The sequence below is a fragment of the Thermoflexus sp. genome (assembly GCF_042408815.1).
Lineage (GTDB): Bacteria > Chloroflexota > Anaerolineae > Thermoflexales > Thermoflexaceae > Thermoflexus.
In genome coordinates, this window is the sequence record NZ_JBHOQR010000020.1 from 1 (window position 1) to 16,627 (window position 16,627).

The 16,627-nt window shown below is 64.9% G+C and carries 17 protein-coding genes and 1 tRNA gene; 5 read left to right on the plus strand and 13 right to left on the minus strand.

The annotated features are described in order from the left end of the window. Nucleotides 1-584, minus strand: a 584-nt coding sequence (locus ACFMO3_RS06420) for a DNA gyrase subunit A (protein ID WP_376789623.1), incomplete at its 3' end; no start/stop codon positions are given. Nucleotides 585-1,154: 570 nt separating this feature from the next. Here ACFMO3_RS06420 and rplS point away from each other — a divergent pair. Continuing rightward, nucleotides 1,155-1,574 (plus strand): 50S ribosomal protein L19, encoded by a 420-nt coding sequence (gene rplS, locus ACFMO3_RS06425; RefSeq protein ID WP_376789595.1) that lies wholly within the window; start codon nucleotides 1,155-1,157, stop codon nucleotides 1,572-1,574. 73 nt (nucleotides 1,575-1,647) lie between these two features. Here rplS and ACFMO3_RS06430 read toward each other — a convergent pair whose 3' ends face one another. The 11 genes from ACFMO3_RS06430 to ACFMO3_RS06480 form a co-directional block, all read right to left on the minus strand. Then, nucleotides 1,648-1,956: an HrpJ domain-containing protein gene (locus ACFMO3_RS06430; RefSeq protein ID WP_376789596.1), complete on the minus strand. Its 309-nt coding sequence runs from the start codon at nucleotides 1,954-1,956 to the stop codon at nucleotides 1,648-1,650. 136 nt (nucleotides 1,957-2,092) lie between these two features. Further along, on the minus strand, nucleotides 2,093-3,439 hold the full coding sequence (locus ACFMO3_RS06435) for a hypothetical protein (RefSeq protein WP_376789597.1): 1,347 nt from the start codon (nucleotides 3,437-3,439) through the stop codon (nucleotides 2,093-2,095). Continuing rightward, entirely contained in the window at nucleotides 3,429-4,580 is a 1,152-nt protein-coding gene (locus ACFMO3_RS06440; RefSeq protein ID WP_376789598.1) for a deoxyguanosinetriphosphate triphosphohydrolase, read from the minus strand. The genes ACFMO3_RS06435 and ACFMO3_RS06440 overlap by 11 nt, the downstream gene beginning before the upstream one ends. Before the next feature lie 72 nt (nucleotides 4,581-4,652). After that, complete coding sequence (thrS, locus tag ACFMO3_RS06445) at nucleotides 4,653-6,443, minus strand: threonine--tRNA ligase (protein WP_376789599.1); 1,791 nt, start codon at nucleotides 6,441-6,443, stop codon at nucleotides 4,653-4,655. Nucleotides 6,444-6,793: 350 nt separating this feature from the next. Continuing rightward, nucleotides 6,794-6,867, minus strand: a tRNA-Val gene (locus ACFMO3_RS06450). A gap of 334 nt (nucleotides 6,868-7,201) precedes the next feature. Then, a complete protein-coding gene (locus tag ACFMO3_RS06455; protein WP_376789600.1) occupies nucleotides 7,202-7,864 on the minus strand; it encodes a potassium channel family protein in 663 nt (220 codons plus the stop codon). A gap of 3 nt (nucleotides 7,865-7,867) precedes the next feature. Then, entirely contained in the window at nucleotides 7,868-8,266 is a 399-nt protein-coding gene (locus ACFMO3_RS06460) for a potassium channel family protein (RefSeq protein WP_376789601.1), read from the minus strand. 80 nt (nucleotides 8,267-8,346) lie between these two features. Continuing rightward, nucleotides 8,347-8,586 carry an NIL domain-containing protein gene (locus ACFMO3_RS06465; RefSeq protein ID WP_376789602.1) on the minus strand — a complete coding sequence of 80 codons (240 nt, stop codon included), beginning with the start codon at nucleotides 8,584-8,586 and terminating at the stop codon, nucleotides 8,347-8,349. Between the two features lie 34 nt (nucleotides 8,587-8,620). Further along, a complete protein-coding gene (locus ACFMO3_RS06470) occupies nucleotides 8,621-9,178 on the minus strand; it encodes a universal stress protein (protein WP_376789603.1) in 558 nt (185 codons plus the stop codon). 19 nt (nucleotides 9,179-9,197) lie between these two features. Beyond that, on the minus strand, nucleotides 9,198-9,398 hold the full coding sequence (locus ACFMO3_RS06475; protein WP_376789604.1) for a hypothetical protein: 201 nt from the start codon (nucleotides 9,396-9,398) through the stop codon (nucleotides 9,198-9,200). Between the two features lie 12 nt (nucleotides 9,399-9,410). After that, complete coding sequence (locus tag ACFMO3_RS06480; RefSeq protein ID WP_376789605.1) at nucleotides 9,411-10,955, minus strand: APC family permease; 1,545 nt, start codon at nucleotides 10,953-10,955, stop codon at nucleotides 9,411-9,413. A gap of 315 nt (nucleotides 10,956-11,270) precedes the next feature. On the opposite strand from ACFMO3_RS06480, the gene ACFMO3_RS06485 reads away from it, so the two are divergent. The 4 genes from ACFMO3_RS06485 to ACFMO3_RS06500 all read left to right on the plus strand — a co-directional run bounded on the left by ACFMO3_RS06485 (nucleotide 11,271) and on the right by ACFMO3_RS06500 (nucleotide 15,815). Continuing rightward, nucleotides 11,271-12,806: a YifB family Mg chelatase-like AAA ATPase gene (locus tag ACFMO3_RS06485; protein ID WP_376789606.1), complete on the plus strand. Its 1,536-nt coding sequence runs from the start codon at nucleotides 11,271-11,273 to the stop codon at nucleotides 12,804-12,806. A gap of 234 nt (nucleotides 12,807-13,040) precedes the next feature. After that, nucleotides 13,041-13,859, plus strand: a complete 819-nt coding sequence (locus tag ACFMO3_RS06490; protein WP_376789607.1) for a hypothetical protein — start codon at nucleotides 13,041-13,043, stop codon at nucleotides 13,857-13,859. 27 nt (nucleotides 13,860-13,886) lie between these two features. Continuing rightward, nucleotides 13,887-14,477 carry a 5-formyltetrahydrofolate cyclo-ligase gene (locus tag ACFMO3_RS06495; RefSeq protein WP_376789608.1) on the plus strand — a complete coding sequence of 197 codons (591 nt, stop codon included), beginning with the start codon at nucleotides 13,887-13,889 and terminating at the stop codon, nucleotides 14,475-14,477. A gap of 18 nt (nucleotides 14,478-14,495) precedes the next feature. Further along, nucleotides 14,496-15,815: a hypothetical protein gene (locus ACFMO3_RS06500; RefSeq protein WP_376789609.1), complete on the plus strand. Its 1,320-nt coding sequence runs from the start codon at nucleotides 14,496-14,498 to the stop codon at nucleotides 15,813-15,815. A gap of 169 nt (nucleotides 15,816-15,984) precedes the next feature. Here the strand turns inward: ACFMO3_RS06500 and ACFMO3_RS06505 are convergent, their stop codons facing one another. Beyond that, nucleotides 15,985-16,581: a helix-turn-helix transcriptional regulator gene (locus ACFMO3_RS06505; RefSeq protein WP_376789610.1), complete on the minus strand. Its 597-nt coding sequence runs from the start codon at nucleotides 16,579-16,581 to the stop codon at nucleotides 15,985-15,987. Nucleotides 16,582-16,627 lie beyond the last annotated feature (46 nt).

The window sequence follows — 16,627 nt, forward strand, 5'->3', positions numbered from 1 at the left end:
TCGATCATGTAGCACAGGGCATCGCAGACCTCGCTCAGGTTGTGGGGGGGGATGCTGGTGGCCATCCCCACCGCGATCCCCGAGGCCCCGTTGATCAGCAGCTGCGGCGCCTTCGCCGGCAGCACCACCGGCTCCTTCAACGAACCATCGAAATTGTCCACCCAGTCCACCGTCTCCTTCTCCAGGTCCTCCAGCAGCTCCTCCGCCATCGGCGTCAGCCGTGCCTCCGTATACCGCATCGCCGCCGGCGGATCCCCATCGATGGACCCAAAGTTCCCCTGCCCATCCACCAGGGGATAGCGCATCGTGAACTCCTGGGCCATCCGCGCCAGGGCCTCATACACCGCCATATCCCCATGGGGATGGAATTTCCCCAGCACCTCCCCCACAATCCGGGCCGACTTCTTGTAAGGAGCGTTCGGATGCAGACCCATCTCATGCATCACATACAGAATCCGGCGCTGCACCGGCTTCAGCCCATCCCGCACATCCGGCAGCGCCCGCGCCACAATCACGCTCATGGCATAAGAGAGATACGCGGTCTTGAGCTGTTCCTCGATGCCCACCGGGATCACGTTCTCCATTGTCATCTACCGGACCTCCCTAAGATCAAGCTGACGCCATTCAAGCCCGCTCCAAGCGGGCGGGGAGGGTTCGCGCGGCCGGGTTCCCATTTCCCCTTTCCATGGCCTGAGGGATGCCGGAAGGGGAGAATTCTCAGGAGTTGGGGAGCCACCTCCGACGCCCCCAACCCATGAAATCTTCCTGAGAGAAGAGAGCCATCGCCCCTAAGGTGAGGCCGATGATCCGGAAGGGGGCCATCCAGAGGGACCCGCGCCGTTCTGGAACCTCCCCAGATACAGCCTCAGTGATTCTACCCGAAGGCATAGGAAGGTGCGAATTCCATGGGAGGTGGGGCTTATTGGCTGCGGGGGCCGATCCCACTTTCTTTATCCTCACGGGAGGAGACCAGCAGTTTGGGGGCGGGGCGGAGCACTGGAAGCACCCCAGCCCAATGGAAAAGCCCGGTAACCCGGCAACGCCATGTTGTCAGGATCCCCAGTGTTCTTTATAATTCTCCCCTGCGTTTATGATCTGTCTCAAAAGAGAATCCGTGGGGATGGGTGGGAAACTCTCCTGGCGAGGGAGGCAGGATGAGCGATTTAATCCTTCAGCAGCTGGAGCGGGAATGGGTTGCCGGCCGTTCGGTTCCGGAGCTCCGCCCAGGGGATGTGGTGCGGGTGCATGTTCGGATTCGGGAGGGGGATAAGGAGCGGGTGCAGGTGTTCCAGGGGACGGTGATCCGCATCCGGGGCAGCGGCACCGGGCGCACCTTCACGGTGCGGCGGATCGCCGCCCATGGGATTGGGGTGGAGCGCACGTTCCCCCTTTACTCCCCCCGGATCGATCGGATCGAGGTGGTGCGGCATTCCCGGGTTCGCCGGGCCCGGTTGTATTACCTGCGGGAGCGCTTCGGCAAGGCGGCCCGCCTGAAAGAGCGCCTGATCGCCGCCCCGGAGGCGGCAGAGCTTCCGCCGGAAGAAGCCATGGAGACCCCGGAGGCCGAATCCTGATGCTCCCATCGGGCGCCCCACACGGGCAGGGGCAACCCGTCGGGTCGCCCCTGCCCGACAGATCGCCTCTACCTCATCGACCTTCCAGGCGACGGCGCAGGCGATGGCGCAGATCGCCAGGCCACGACTCCGCGGGGCGCTGGGGGCGGCTCTGAACGAGGCGCCGAATCGCAGCGCGAATCTCCTCAGGATCGTAGCCTTCGAGGGAGGCGGCCAGGCGTTGCAGGAGCTGCTGTTCCTCGGGCGAAAGGGAGCGGCCGATCTCCTGATCCAGCTGGGTCAGCGCCAGCAGCAGCGCCCGCTCGTCTTCCGAGAGGTCCGGCAATCGTTCCAGAAGACGCCGAATCGCCTCGGGGGGGATCGCGGATTCCGATAGGCTCACGGATCCTCCTTGGGGGGAGGGGTGGGTTTCACTGCCCTGCTCTGCTCATGTTATACCGATTTCGTTCCGTGACTCGACGTTCCCACACGTCCATGGATCCCACTCCCGGTTGCCCACTAATGGAAAGCCGTGCTCGCTATTTCGGCTCCCGAATCGGACGCAGTGCGGATTCCACAATGTAAACCGGCATCCCGCCAATCATGCAGGATGAGCCGATTCGCTGCCGGCACAATGCCCCGGGAAGTTCCACGCGATACCGAGATCCAGTGCTCTCTAAGGGGATGGGATTTCCCATCCCATCCATGGCGCCCCGCAACTTCCCCTGCCGTTCCAGAGTGATAGCTTGAGGCCGGGGGGAGCGGGACCAGGCGATCCAGACCCTTCCGTCCAGCTTCTGAACTTCCACCACGGTCACGGAATCCCGGCGGATCAGGCGGGCATGGATGGCATCGGCCAGGACCCGGATGGCCACCCGATACGCGTGGAATGCGGGGCGCGGCGAGCCGTCCTCCCGCACAAGGCCGAAGGGCTCGGGGTTAGCCCAGTGGTCCGTGGGGTTGTCGATCAGCTTGTAGATCGCCACCCGTTCGGCCCCCGCGGCGAAAGCCAGGGCAATGGCCTGGCCGATGAAAGCGGCCTGCTCTTCCAGGGCGACCCGGAACATGGCATGGGGAACCGGCCAGGACGGATCTTCAGAAGGCGCGGCGTTGGTCTCCGTCAGCCAGATGGGCTTGTCGAAACCGTGGGCCTGCATCCGCTCATGGTGCCAGCGGATCAGGTTGTAGAGACTGTCCGGGTTGAAATAGAGGTTGACGCAGAGGCCGTCAAAATACTCGTTGTAACGAGGCGCCTCCGGATCGCGGTCCAGGGCCTCCAGAAAGCGCTCAAAGTAGGGCCGGCGTCCATATACGACATCCCACCAGTAGGTGAAGGCCCCAAGGAGCACCCGGTTCTCCCGGTTCAATCCTTTTAGGGTGCGATAGGATACCCGCAGCAGGCGGACCAGATCCGCTTCCGTTCCGCCCCATGTGTAGCCCGGGTAAGAGGGATCCCAGATGTCCGGTTCGTTCCAGATGATCCACGTGCGGATGTAGGGATACGTGGTAGCCAGGCGGCGTAGGAAAGCGGCCCACCAGTTCTCCGGGCGGCTCTCCTCCTCGTAGAGGCCTCTCGGAACACCTGGGACTTGCGGGTCGGCCCGGGCCCACTGGGGGGTCCCCAGCACAAGGGCGACGATCTCCCGCCCGGCCCGATGCTCTGCCTCCAACCGTTCCGCTGGCCACGGCGGGTTCCAGTCCTCCGGGCCATTCGGCTGGATCTCATGCCAGGCGAAGCGCACCCGCGTCCAGGCGACGCCCAGCTCGGCGGCGCGTTCGGGGGCTTCTGGGGATTCCACCACGCCGAACCGGGGATCCGGCGGCGCGGCGGCCAGAAGGAGGGATCCCAGGAGGGCGAGGACCGTGTGTTTCCGACTATAACACATCTGTGACCTCATACAGGCGGCGGTATTCTTCGAGGGCGAAGCGATCGGTCATCCCGGCGATGTAATCGCAGACCACCCGATGGAGAGTACCTTCCTCCCGGATGCGATCTTGAACCCAGTAGGGGAGCTGTTCGGGCTCCTCAATGTAGGCCCGGAAGAGCCCCTCAAGGATACGCTCCGCCTTGGCCTGCATGCGCACGACATAAGGGTGGCGGTAGAGGCGCCGGTAGAGGAACGCCTTCAGCTCCTGGACCTTTCCGGCCATGGCCTCCGAGAACCCGGCCAGGGGAACGGGATGATCTCGGATCTCATCGGGGGAGCGGGGCTGGAGCGCCTGTAGACGCCGATCGGTGGCGGTAATCACGTCCGTCACCATCATCCCGATGAGCCGACGCACCAGCCGGTAACGGATCAGGTCGTTGAACCCCTTCCCATCCCAGCCGATGGCGCGCTGGAGCTCCTCCCAGAGCACAAGGCCATCGAGATCCTCCGGGCGGATCAGGCCGGCGCGCAGGCCGTCGTCCAGATCGTGGGCGGTGTAGGCCAGCTCGTCGGCGACGTTGGCGATCTGGCCCTCCAAAGTGGGGCGGCGGTGGGGTTCGAAATCACGGATCATGGGATGATCGTATTCCGTCTCGTGCTTGACCAGCCCCTCCAGCACCTCGTAGGTGAGGTTCAGGCCGCGGAACTCAGGGTAGCGGCGCTCAAGATGGGTCACGATGCGGTAGGACTGGGCATTGTGCTCGAAGCCTCCGTGGTCCCGCATCAGGCGGTCCAGGGCTTGTTCCCCGGCGTGGCCGAAAGGGGGGTGGCCCAGGTCGTGGGCCAAACAGATGGCCTCCACCAGATCCTCATTGACCCCCAGGGCCCGGGCGATGGTCCGCCCGATCTGCGCCACCTCCAGGGTGTGGGTGAGGCGGGTTCGATAGTAATCTCCCTCAGTGACGATAAAGACCTGGGTTTTATGCTTCAGGCGGCGGAAGGCGGTCGTATGGAGGATGCGATCCCGATCCCGCTGGAAGGCGGTGCGGTAAGCGTGTTCCGGCTCCGGATACTGGCGGCCCCGGCTGAGCCGGCTGCGCTGGGCGTAAGGGGCCAGGATCTGATCTTCCAGGGCCTCAAGATCTTTGCGGGTGCGCATCCCGGGCTCCATGGCGAAGAATGCGGAAGGCCTCGCCCCCAAGCTCCCGGGAAGGGGGCGGGCGCGGGGACCTCACAGGCCGCGGCGAGCGCGAATGGCCTCCAGCGCGCGGTTCAGGAACGCCTCCAGGCTCATCGCCCCCAGGTCCTCCCCGGTGCGCAGGCGCACTGCCACCGCGCCCGCGGCCTGCTCCCGGTCTCCCACGATCAGCATATAAGGGACTTTTTGCAGTTGGGCATCCCGGATCTTGGCCTGCATCCGCTCGCTCCGGTCGTCCACCTCCACCCGCAGGCCCGCTTCCCGGAGCCTGACTCCGATCGCCTGGGCGTAGGAGACGTGGCGGTCGGTGATGGGGATGACCACCGCCTGGACGGGGGCCAGCCAGACCGGGAAGGCGCCGGCGTAGTGCTCCGTCAGGATGCCGATGAAGCGCTCGAAGGAGCCGAAGATCGCCCGGTGGATCATCACCGGCCGCTTGGGCGTTCCATCCCGATCCATATACTCTAACTCGAACCGCTCCGGCATCTGGAAGTCCAGCTGCACCGTGGCCAGCTGCCAGTCGCGGCCGATGGCGTCCTTCACCTGAACGTCGATTTTGGGCCCGTAGAAGGCCCCCTCGCCCTCCTTCAGGCCGTATTCAATCCCGCGCTGCTCCAGGGCCTGTCGAAGCGCCTCCTCCGCGATCTCCCACAGCTTCGGGTCTCCCATCGCCTTGGGAGGCTTCGTGCTCAGGAAGAACTCCGGCTGGAAATCGAAGATGCGATAGAAACTGTAGATCAGATCCAGCACGCCGTCGATCTCCTGCAGGATCTGATCGGGCCGGCAGTAGATATGGGCGTCGTCCATGGTGATCTGCCGCACCCGCAGCATCCCGTGGAGGGTCCCCGAACGCTCGAAGCGGTGGAGCCGGCCGATCTCGTTCAGCCGCAGCGGGAGATCCCGATAGGAGCGCAAACGGGAGCGATAGATGATCGTGGACTCAGGGCAGTTCATCGGCTTGAGGGAGAACTCCTGCCCCTCCACCTCCAGCAGGAACATGTTCTCCTTGTAATGCTCCCAATGGCCGGACTGTTCCCACAGTTTCCGGTGGACCAGGATGGGCGTGGAGATCTCCTGGTAGCCCCGGCGATCGTGTTCCTCCCGCCACAGCCGCTCCAACTCGCGGAAGATGATCATGCCCTTCGGGTGCCAGAACGGGGCGCCTGGCGCGATCTCGTGGAAGGAGAAGAGATCCAGCTCCCGGCCCAGGCGCCGGTGGTCGCGTTTTTTGGCTTCCTCCAGCCGCCAGAGATACTGCTCCAGCTGCTCCGGCGTCTCCCATGCAGTCCCGTAGATACGCTGGAGCATCGGACGGCGCTCATCGCCGCGCCAGTAGGCCCCGGCCACGTGGAGCAGCTTGAAAGCCCGGGGGTGGATCTGGCCGGTGCGCTCCACGTGCGGCCCCCGACACAGGTCCTCGAAGGTATCGTGCCGATAGGTGGTGAGGACCGGGCGCTGGCCGGGGGGGAGCGGGTTGCCGTATTCATCCGTCCCGCGCTGGAGGATGTCCTCGATCAGCTCCAACTTGTAGGGCTGGTCTCGGAACAGGGCCCGGGCCTCCTCGGGGGTGACCTCCCGGCGGATGAAGGGATGATCCCCTGCGATGATCTCCCGCATCCGCGCCTCGATCCGCTCCAGGTCCTCCGGCGTCAGCGGGCGGGGCAGGTCGAAGTCATAGTAGAAGCCGTCCTCGATGGGCGGACCGATTCCCAGCTTGCCCTCGGGGAACATCTCTAGGACCGCCTGGGCCATGATGTGAGCGCACGAGTGACGGATCCGGTAGAGCCATGTGTCCTGGTAGGGCACGATCTTCTTCTGCGGCATCCGGAGCCTCCTCAAAGGGTCTGCAAGGGCCGGAAATCCTGGGTTGCGCCCGGTTCGGGGAGGGCCATGGCGATCCGGTCGAAAAAAACGCGCCTCCCGTCCCATCGGGACGGGAGGCGCGGACCTCCCGCGGTTCCACCCCATTTCGACCGCGCCCACCGCGCGATCGCCCTCTCCGCCCGTTAACGGGGGCAGGCCGTCCGCCCCTACCCCGGCCGTGCCGGATCGGAGCGACCCCTCCGGGGTGGTGTCCTCCCGGCCTCCACGACGGACCCTCCCAGCCGGCCGAGGCCCGCGCTCTGGCGTGGAGGGATCGGAAGGACGTGTCCCCTTCCTCGGGTTTCTGAAGGTGGGCGGTAGAGGACTCGAACCTCTGACCTCCGCGTTGTCAACACGGCGCTCTCACCACCTGAGCTAACCGCCCATCTCAATTAAAATTATATCGGGAAGAAGCACAAGGAGCAAGGACCGTTCCAGGACTTTCCGGTCGCGCCTCGGGCTGTCTTGAGGACATCCGCCTGATGAAAGAAGAGCGCTACCCCTACGCCCACCCGGCCATCAGCGCCCTGACGGATGAGGCGTTCCGCAGGCGGCCTCTGCCCGCCTTCGTCTACCGGGTTTTTCGGGAAAGGGAGGGGGGTACGGGAGACGGTGTACGTGGCCTGAGGCGTCGCTCCTTCCCGGGAGAGGCGGATCCTTCAGACGGGGCGGCGTGGCCCACCTTTTGGGAGGAGATCCCCTTCCTGCGACCGCCGTCTTCATGCTCCCAGCAGTAGCCGTCGCAGAACCGGCTCGCTCTGAGGGGTCGTGACCGCCAGGATCTCGTCCTCTGCCCGGAGAATGGTTTCCCCGGAAGGGATGAAAGTTTGATCCCCCCGCACGACCATCACCACGAGAGCATCCGCCGGGATCCCCAGCTCCCGCAGCGCCTGTCCATCGGCTGGAGCGCCGGGGGCGATTTTGCCCTCGACCAGCTGGATCCCGCCCCGGCGCAGGGCCAGCAAATGCACCAGGGAGCGCAGGGGAAGGGCCCGCTCGATCTGCGCCTGGATGATCTCGGTGGTGGAAACTGTCACATCGATCCCCAGGCGGGCGAAGATCTCTGCGTTGCGAGGATTGTTGATGCGGGCGATGGTCCGGGGGACGTTGAATTTGCGTTTGGCGAGCAGGCAGACGACGAGGTTGTCCTCATCGTCCCCGGTGACTGCGATCACTGCATCGGCCCGGTTCATCCCCACCTGGGCGAAAGTGCTGGAATCACATCCGTCACCCACCCACACATGATCGGCCCCCAGTTCATCGATGAGAAAAGCCGCGCGACGGGGATTCTTTTCGATCAACAGGACCTCATGGCCTTCGGCCAGCAGGGACTTGCTCAGGTAATAACCGACCTTTCCACCGCCGACGATGATCAGATACATCGATCATTCCTCCAGGCACTTTCGAATGGCCTCGACAGCCAGTGCGGTCGGAGAGACCGTTTTCAGACCCAGCTCCTGGAAGATCTCAGCCCGGAGCGGATCGTTGAGCCGGGTGATCACCCGGGGGACGCCAAAGATCTCCCGGGCGACCTCCGCCGCCATGATGTTGGTGTTATCGTAGCCCGTGACGGCGATGAAGACATCGGCCCTTTCAATGCCGGCTCGACGCAGCACTTCAGCATCGATCCCCATTCCCACTACGGTCTCCCCGGGGAAATCCGGCCCCAGCGCTTCCAGAGCCTGCCGCTCTCGATCGATGACGATGACTTCATGACCATCCTGGGCAAACCGCCGGGCGAGATAGGCACCCAGCCGACCGCAACCTAAGATCACGATGCGCATAGGTCCTCTCCATCCTCTCGATCCAGCGTCTGGGATCTCCATTTGCACAGCTCCGACGAGATGAGGGGAAAAGCTCTCCCTTATCCTTGTCCCATCATCTCTACCAGAACGCCCTGCTTTTGGATCCACGCAAGGCCCTCCTCGACGCGATCGGGAGGTCCTTCCAGATCGACCACCAGCCAGGCCTCGGTGGCCTCCACGTGGGCGCGGCGGATATTAACCATCAATCCAAAGCGCTGAATCAGCCGGTAGAGCAGGGGCTCATCGATGAGCGAAGGCGGGTAGATCAATTTCACCCGCCGCTGGATTGTCTGATCCATTGCCGCCTCCTCCGGTCGGGGCAAGTGGACCTGCTCATTCGACAATCGGAGCTTTCGCAACGATCACCTCGCAAGAGGCCCGCCGCATCACCTCATGCACGGTCCGGCCCAGGCCATCGCTGGATGCCCGCCGTTTGAGCCCAATGCCCATGATAATCTGGTCCGCCCCGACCTGACGGGCCACGCTGAGGATGCCTTCCGGCGCCGAGCGGTGCCGCACCAGGCGGATTTCCGGTTCCAGTCCGTGCTGCATGGCGATGAAGCGGGCTGTCTCCAGGGCCCGCCGTCCGCGCTCCTCCAGCTCCGGCAACGGCGTATCCAGGGGAACCGTATAGGGGATCTCCAGGACATGCACCAGGACCAGACGGGCATGCTGAGGCTCACCCAGCCGGCAGGCCAGCTCCACCGCGCGCTCCGAGTAGATGCCTTCAACGATCGGCACCACGATACAGCGGGCGGCTTCCACCGAGTAGACGGCGCGGGCCACCTCCATCGGCACCGGGCGAGGCAACCGGAGCATCCACCCCAGGGTGGAGATCAATACGATCAGGAAGAAAAGCGCCAGGAAAATACCCAACGGATGTCCGCTCATCCCCGTTCGCCTCGACCGTTCACTTCCGATAACGATGGATCTCCAGCCAGCTCCGCCAGCGATGGGCGCCCAGGGCCGCCATCAGCACCCCGACGATCACGGGCAAAAACACACTCGAAACCGCCAGGCCCTGGGCCAGCACCAGCCAGAGACTGCGCCCCATGATCACCAACCCCAGGGCGATCATCAGCGTCGCCAGAACTAAGCGGAAAGCCCTCATGGATCTATCTCCTTACGCCTCCTGTTGCGATCGTCGTTGGCGCTCCAACTCGATACGGAAACGTTCCAGCAGATCCCATTCCCCTGTCTCCTCCAGGATACGAAGCTGCTGCGCCTCCCAATCTCGATCCAGATTCCCCCACACGGGCTTCCCGGTTCGCCTTCGATACCACGCATAATACAGCACCCACAGCGCCACCCAAGCGGGCCCGGCCACGCGCGCAATCTCGTGGGTCCATGACACCACCAGCACCATCAACCCGGTCCCGATCACCCCCAGAATCCCCAGAACGGGGATCTCCGCCTCTCCCCAGCGGATGTTCAGCGGCACCCGATAGGGCCGGGGCACGTGGGGCTCCTTCACCCGCAGTGCCAGCAGGGCGATCGTGCTTAGGAAGTAAGCCAGCATCGCCCCAAAGGCGTACATATTGGCCATCGTCTCCAGTGCCCGCCGCCCGCTCAAAAACGCGAACACCGCCTCGGCCGCCGCTACCCCCGAAAAGAACAGGATCGAACGCACCGGCGTGTGGAAGCGAGGATGAACCCAGGATAGCCCTTCCCCGATCAGCCCTAGCTCCGCCATACTGTAGGCCAGCCGGCTGGCTCCCATCACCCCTGTGTTCGCCGAAATCAGCACAATCGTCGCCGCCAGCACCGCCGCCGCTGGCCCTGCCAGAAACCCCACTAGCGGCAGCTGGCTGGCCAGCCGCGCCACCGGATCCCCTTCCCGCGCCGCGATCTCCTGCCATGGCAGGATCCCCAGCGATACCGTCGGGAAGGACAGCGCAAACAGCAGCACAATGACGATGAGAGCCAGAGAGGTGCGGGGGATCACCGCCGCCGGCCGGATGGTCTCCTGCGCGGCCTGGGATACCGATTCCAGCCCCACATAGGAGATCACCGCAATGGAGACCCCGTACAGCAGCTGATGGAGGGAAGGGAACTGAGTCTGCCACTGGTGAATGAACAGCTCCGGCCGCCAGGCGAAGGCGAAGCCGATCACAATGATGCTGCTCTCCATCACCAGATCTAATGCCCCCAGCACCTCGTTGAACAGCGAGGATTCCCGAATCCCCTTGATATTGAGGAGGGCCAGCAGCAGGATCAGGACCAGTGTCTCCCCCAGCCAGATGAGGTTCACCCCATGAAATGGCCCCAGGTTTGTCTGGAACTCTCGAAACTGGGGGAAGAAGAAGTTGATGTAGCCGGCGGAGGCCATAGCGAACAACGCTACATCCACCGTGTAGTCCAGCATCAGGGCGGCCCCGGCCACCAAACCCCAGAAATCTCCCAGCCCACGCAAGGTGAAGTAATGCCCTCCACCTGCCACAGGATAAGCCGCAGCCATCTCGGTGTAGGCCAGGCCGACCATAATGTAAACGATCCCCGCGATGAGGAAAGCCAGCGGGGTAGCTCCCTGGGCCGCCGCCATCACCAGACCGAGGGCCGCATACACGTCGGCCCCTACGTCCGCATAGCCCCAGGTGAAAGACCCCCAGATCGTCACCTCCCGCCGCAGCCCTACATGTTTCCGATGGATCCTATGCTCTGCGACCATGGGCCGATGCTCCTTGCCCTCTTGCCGTGAACATCCCCGGATCCGAAGCCGGGCCGAGCGGCTTTCGATATCCAGGATGCCCCCAACAGCCACCGATTTTAACGGGAAAGAGAAAGGCTGTCAAAAAGGGATCAGGGAACGGGGATCCTGATCCCTTGGGAAGCCTGGGACTCCCTAAATCCGCTATCATTCATTAGGGACAGGATTTCGAGGCCGTTCCCTCCCCCCTCTGTTTGGGAGGCTTCTTCGAGGGGCGCGCTCATCGGGCGTGGGCCGCAGGGTCCACTAATAATCATTATTCGGGGTCGGGACCCCATGCTCGCGCGACTGTTCAGCTGTGCGTTGATCGGATTGAACGGGGAGCTGGTGACGGTGGAGGTGGATGTCAGCCGGGGGCAGCCCGGCTTCACGATCGTCGGGCTGCCTGACGCCGCGGTCCAGGAAGCCCGGGAACGGGTGCGCTCGGCGATCCGCTATGCCGGGCTGTCCTTTCCCCTCGCCCGCATTGTGGTCAATCTGGCCCCGGCGGACCTGCGGAAAGAGGGGCCTATTTATGATCTCCCGATTGCCCTGGGCGTGCTGATCGCTTCGGAACAGCTTCCCTTTCATGCCCTGGAGGATGCGCTGGTGGTCGGGGAGCTGGGGCTGGATGGGACCGTGCGCCATGTGCCGGGGGCGCTGGTGATGGCCGCGCTGGCCCGGGATCGGGGCGTCCGGCGTCTCTTCGTTCCGGCGGCCGATGCGCCGGAGGCCGCCCTGGTGCCCGACCTCCAGATCTATCCGGTGGCCAATTTGCAGGAGCTCATCGCTCATCTCCTCGGGCAGAAGTCGATTCCCCCCCAGCCCCCCACACCGTTGGACCGCTGGGTGGACCCGCCGCCGGCGGTGGATTTCGCCGAGATCAAAGGCCAGGAGCATGCCAAGCGGGCGCTAGAGATCGCCGCGGCGGGTAACCATAATCTCCTGATGGTCGGCCCCCCAGGCACCGGGAAGACGCTGCTGGCCCGCGCGCTCCCCGGCATCCTCCCTCGCCTTTCGCTGGAGGAAGCGCTGGAAGTGACCCGGATTTACAGCGTGGCGGATCTGCTCTCCCCGGAGGCTCCGCTGATCCGCCAGCGGCCGTTTCGGGCTCCCCACCACACCATCAGCCATGCCGGTCTGGTCGGTGGCGGGCGTTTCCCACGTCCGGGAGAGGTCTCCCTGGCCCATCGGGGCGTCTTGTTCCTGGACGAGTTGCCGGAGTTCGACCTGCGGGCGCTGGAGGTGTTGCGCCAGCCCCTGGAGGATAAGCGCGTGGTGATCAGCCGGGCCGCCGGGACCCTCGAGTTCCCCGCCGCTTTCATGCTGGTCGCTGCGATGAACCCATGCCCATGCGGTTATTACGGGGATCCGCTGAAACCGTGCACCTGCTCTCCCTCCATGGTTGCTCGCTACCAGAAGCGCTTGAGCGGCCCCTTGCTGGATCGAATTGACATTCAAATCGAGGTGCCCCGCGTGGAGTTCGAGAAGCTCGCCGATGATCGGCGGGGGGAGCCCTCCGCCCAGATCCGAGAGCGGGTGGAACGCGCCCGGGCGATCCAGCAGGCGCGTTTCCACGGAACTGGGATCCTTTGCAACGCGGAGATGGGGCCCAGCCATATCCGGGCCTACTGTCGGATGGAGCCTCAGGCCCAGGCGCTGCTGAAAGCGGCGATGCAGCAGCTCCATCTCTCCGCCCGCGCCTACCATCGCGTCTTGAAGGTCGCCCGCACGATCGCGGACCTGGAGAGCTCGGACCTGCTGCGCGCCCATCACCTGGCGGAAGCCCTCCAGTATCGATCCCGCTGGCCGATGGGCGGGTCTTATCCGTAAGCCCAGCGCTTTCCAGCGCCTGGGCCTCGCCGTAGCGATTCTGGGGGCTCGTATGGCCGGATCCGGTAAGGGAGGAGGCTCCCACGGTGTCTTTCCTCGCTTGGGCTCTCCGCGCCTCCGTGTGAAAATCCGTTCCGGCAGAGGATCCCGCGGCTGTCCCGCCGGACGGGAAGCCGGTGCAGGGGCGGGAAGCCCGTTGGGCGCTGTATCTTCCAGAGTCAGCAAGCGCTCGGTGTGATCGCTCTGGAGCGCATTCGGAGCAAGGAACCGGTGGCGCTGCCGGGGTATCCGGATTTCTGGGGGAAACTCCGAAAGGCCCATCGGGAGCGTCGGACCCGTCTGGGGCTGGCGCTTCCCATCCGTATGGATCGCATGCCCGCGCCGATGCTGCGGGTGGATGATCCGATCTTCCCCTTCGGCCGGATCATGGTGGATACGGTGGGCGATGCGGTTTGCGCCTATGCCATCCCAGTGATGTCGTTCCTGGCCGAGGGGGCCGCGGGCATGGTGGCCATGGAGCGCCTCATCCGCTATCTGCCGGACGACCTCCCGATCTTGCTGGATCTGCGGTGGCGAGATCCCGGATCCGCGGAGCGCTGCGCACGGGCCGCTTTCGAGGTGTGGGGCGCGGACGGGGTGACGGTGGCGCCGGAGTTCCCGGCGGAGGCGGCCCACGCCTTCGCCGCTTATCGGGGCGGGGCTGTCTTCTGGTGGATGGATGAAGTGGGGGCGCTCCCCCAGGCCCTTCATCACGCCCGGGAGGCCTTGGCCCGGGGGATCCCGGCCGGCCTGGCCTTCAGTGTCCTTATGGAGATCCGGGCTCATGAGCTCGAAGGCGTTCCCTGGATCGCGCTGGATGTGCGACATCCATCCCCGCTCTCCCGGATGGCCTCCTGGCCGCCCCCGGCGGTGATTTTCGTAGGGGAGCCGATCCTCTACGCCTCCCGGCGTGTGGATTTCCAGGAAGCGGCGCGGGAGGCGGCGAAGCAGTGGCGGCAGGAAGTTGCCGCTCATTTCCCAGTGGATGAACACGCCAGCCGTGTCTCCGGGTAGATCGGGAGCCCTCCGGAGAAGCTCGAGATGTCTCCATCTCCCTCCTCGGAATCGATCTCGGCGATCAAGCGGGCATTGCGGGCCCGGTGGCTAGCGGAGCGGATGGCCCTTCCCCCGGAGGTGGTCGTCGCGGTTAGCGAGGCGATCCGACGCTATATCGAAGCATGGCCTCCTTTCCACACGGCCCGCACGGTGCTCGCCTATATGGCGTTCCGGAACGAAATCGATCTGACGCCTCTCCTGGAGTCTCACCCGGAGAAGCGCTGGGCGTTGCCCCGGATCGCTGCCCCCGGGGAACTGGCCCTGCATCTTTATCATCCCGGCGCGCTCCAACGGCACCCCTATGGCATGCTGGAGCCTGCGCCGGAATGCCCGATGGTGGATCCGGAGGAGATCGAGGTGGCTTTCATCCCCGGCGTGGCTTTCGACCGCTATGGGTTCCGGCTGGGCTATGGGGGAGGGTATTTCGATCGCCTGCTGACTCACCTGAAAGGGCGGACGGTGGGGATCACCTATGCCCGCTTCCTGGTCGATGCCCTTCCTCGCACCCCGGGGGATAAGCGGGTTCAATGGATCCTCACAGAAGCCGGCTGGCTCCAGGCCCAGGCCCCGGAGTAAACCAAAGGAGCATCCCGCATGTCGCTCTCTGAAACCCTCCTGGGCATTGGGATCGGCATGGGACTCAGCGGGCTGAGCGCCCTGATCCCCGGCCTCCATCCCTACAACCTGGTCGCCGCCCTGACCTTTGGTCTCCAGGGGAACGGGCGGCTTTTCCCCGAAGACCTCGGATTGGGGCTGGGGATCGGCGTCGCTGTGGGATATGCCTTCTTCCACCTGGCCCCGGCCGTGTTCTATCAGACTCCCGATGAAGGGGCGGCCGGGTTGCTCCTGCCAGCCCAGAAGGCGCTCCGGGAAGGCTGGGGGTTGGAAGCAGTCTGGTGGTCTGGATGGGGCGCGTGGGGCGCCTTGCTGCTGATGTGCCTTTCCGCTCCCCTCTGGCCGCGCGGATGGGCCGTGTTGCGGACGGTGTTGACGCCGCATATGGGCTGGCTCCTGCTGGCCATTACCGCCTTTATGCTGCTCTCCGAATGGCCCTGGGGCTATGAGCGCCTGCCCACGCCCGGCCAGCGCCTGCGGGCCGTCTGGCTGCGCCTCGGAGCAGGCCTGCTCACGTTTCTCCTCTCGGGATGGCTGGGCGTTCTCCTCCTCTCCCGGAATCCGTTCACCGGTCCCCTGGCCCACCAGCCTCTCGTCCCGGCCTTCCTGGGCCTGTTCACCATCCCCGGGCTCGTGCAGGGGCTGATCGGATCCCGGCCTCCCCAGCCAGCGGCTGGGGAGAAGCCCCTGTTGCTGGGAGTCTGGATCCGCGGGCTGGGCGCCGGGTTGCTGGGCGGGGCGTTTGCGGTCATCTTCCCGGGCGTGACCGCCGGGATCGGTGGACTGCTGGCCGGCCACGCCACCGCCCAGCGGGATGAGCGGGCCTTCCTGGTCTCTCAGGGCGCCGCCCGCGCCTTTTACATCATCGGAAGCTTCTGGTTGCTCCTCCTGCCGGATGCGCCCACCCAGCGAGGCGGGCTTAGCGCGATGCTGGCGCCCTGGGTGGGGCCTGCCACTCCTGCGCGGTATGCAACCGTGGTTTGGGCGACGGGACTTGCCGGGGCGATCGCTTTCGGGCTGCTGAGGCCTCTAGCCCGGGGGATGCGGAAGTGGTCAGCGCATCCATCCTGGCGGTGGGCTTACGCCGGAGCGTTGGGATTCATCCTGCTGAGCACAGGCGCTCTGGGCGGATTTCCGGGAGTCTGTGTCCTCGCGGCCGCTGCCGGCATCGGGTGGCTGCCGGGGCTCACCGGGAGCCGTCGCCTGAACACCCTGGGGGTGATCTTGATCCCTTTGTTGCTCCGGAGGTTCGGGCTGGAAGAAATGATTGGACAGACGCTGGGGCTCTATGGATCGTGATGCGCTTATCCGCACAAGAGTAAAAAACCTTCCGGAGGCTGGGAGCCGACCCACTTCCCAAAGTCCCCGGTAGGAAACCCGCTGGGGTCCCCTGCGATGAGGCAGCAAACATCTCTCTGCAGGCCATCTGGGCCGCTGCGGTGGGCAGGAAGGCCGGCGCAGAGAGACCTCAAGCGACTTCGGAACGGATGCGGTACCGGCAGGCTGGATCGCCGTGGACGATGCATGAGAACCGTTCGGCCGGCGCTCCGAACAGCTCCTCTATTAGCGCGGCATCCAGCGCGCAGAGCTCCTCTCGCTCCCGGGCGACCTCCAGATAAGGACAGTTCCGGATCTCCACCCGGATTGACCCGTCCTCCGATGCCTCCAGTCGGGCCAGATAGCCCTTCTCATTTAGGAAAGCGACGGCAGCCGAGAGCCGGTCCCGGCCGATCCTGCCATGGAGATGGGCTTCCTGGCTCATGCGGCAGGCGACCTCTCGGATTTTGTCCGGGGACACGGTGAGGGGGAGCAGGTGGCGGACCAGCCCTTCGTAGTTTCGGGGGAACAGGCGGTTGGCGGCTTCGGTCAGGGTAAAGACCATGCGCGGACGACCCCGTCCGTTCCGGAGCGGGCGAACCTCACGGACCAGGCCATCTGCTCGAAGTGCCCGGAGGTGATGCCGGATGGTCACCGTCCGGAGATCGAGTCGGGCGGCGAGTTCGATGGCGGTGGCTTCCCCTTTCTCGCGCAAAATCTGCAGAATGCGAGTCCGTGTGGCCGACATGGGCCGCCTCCTGAGAGACAGGAAGGCTGATGCCTTCCGAGATCTG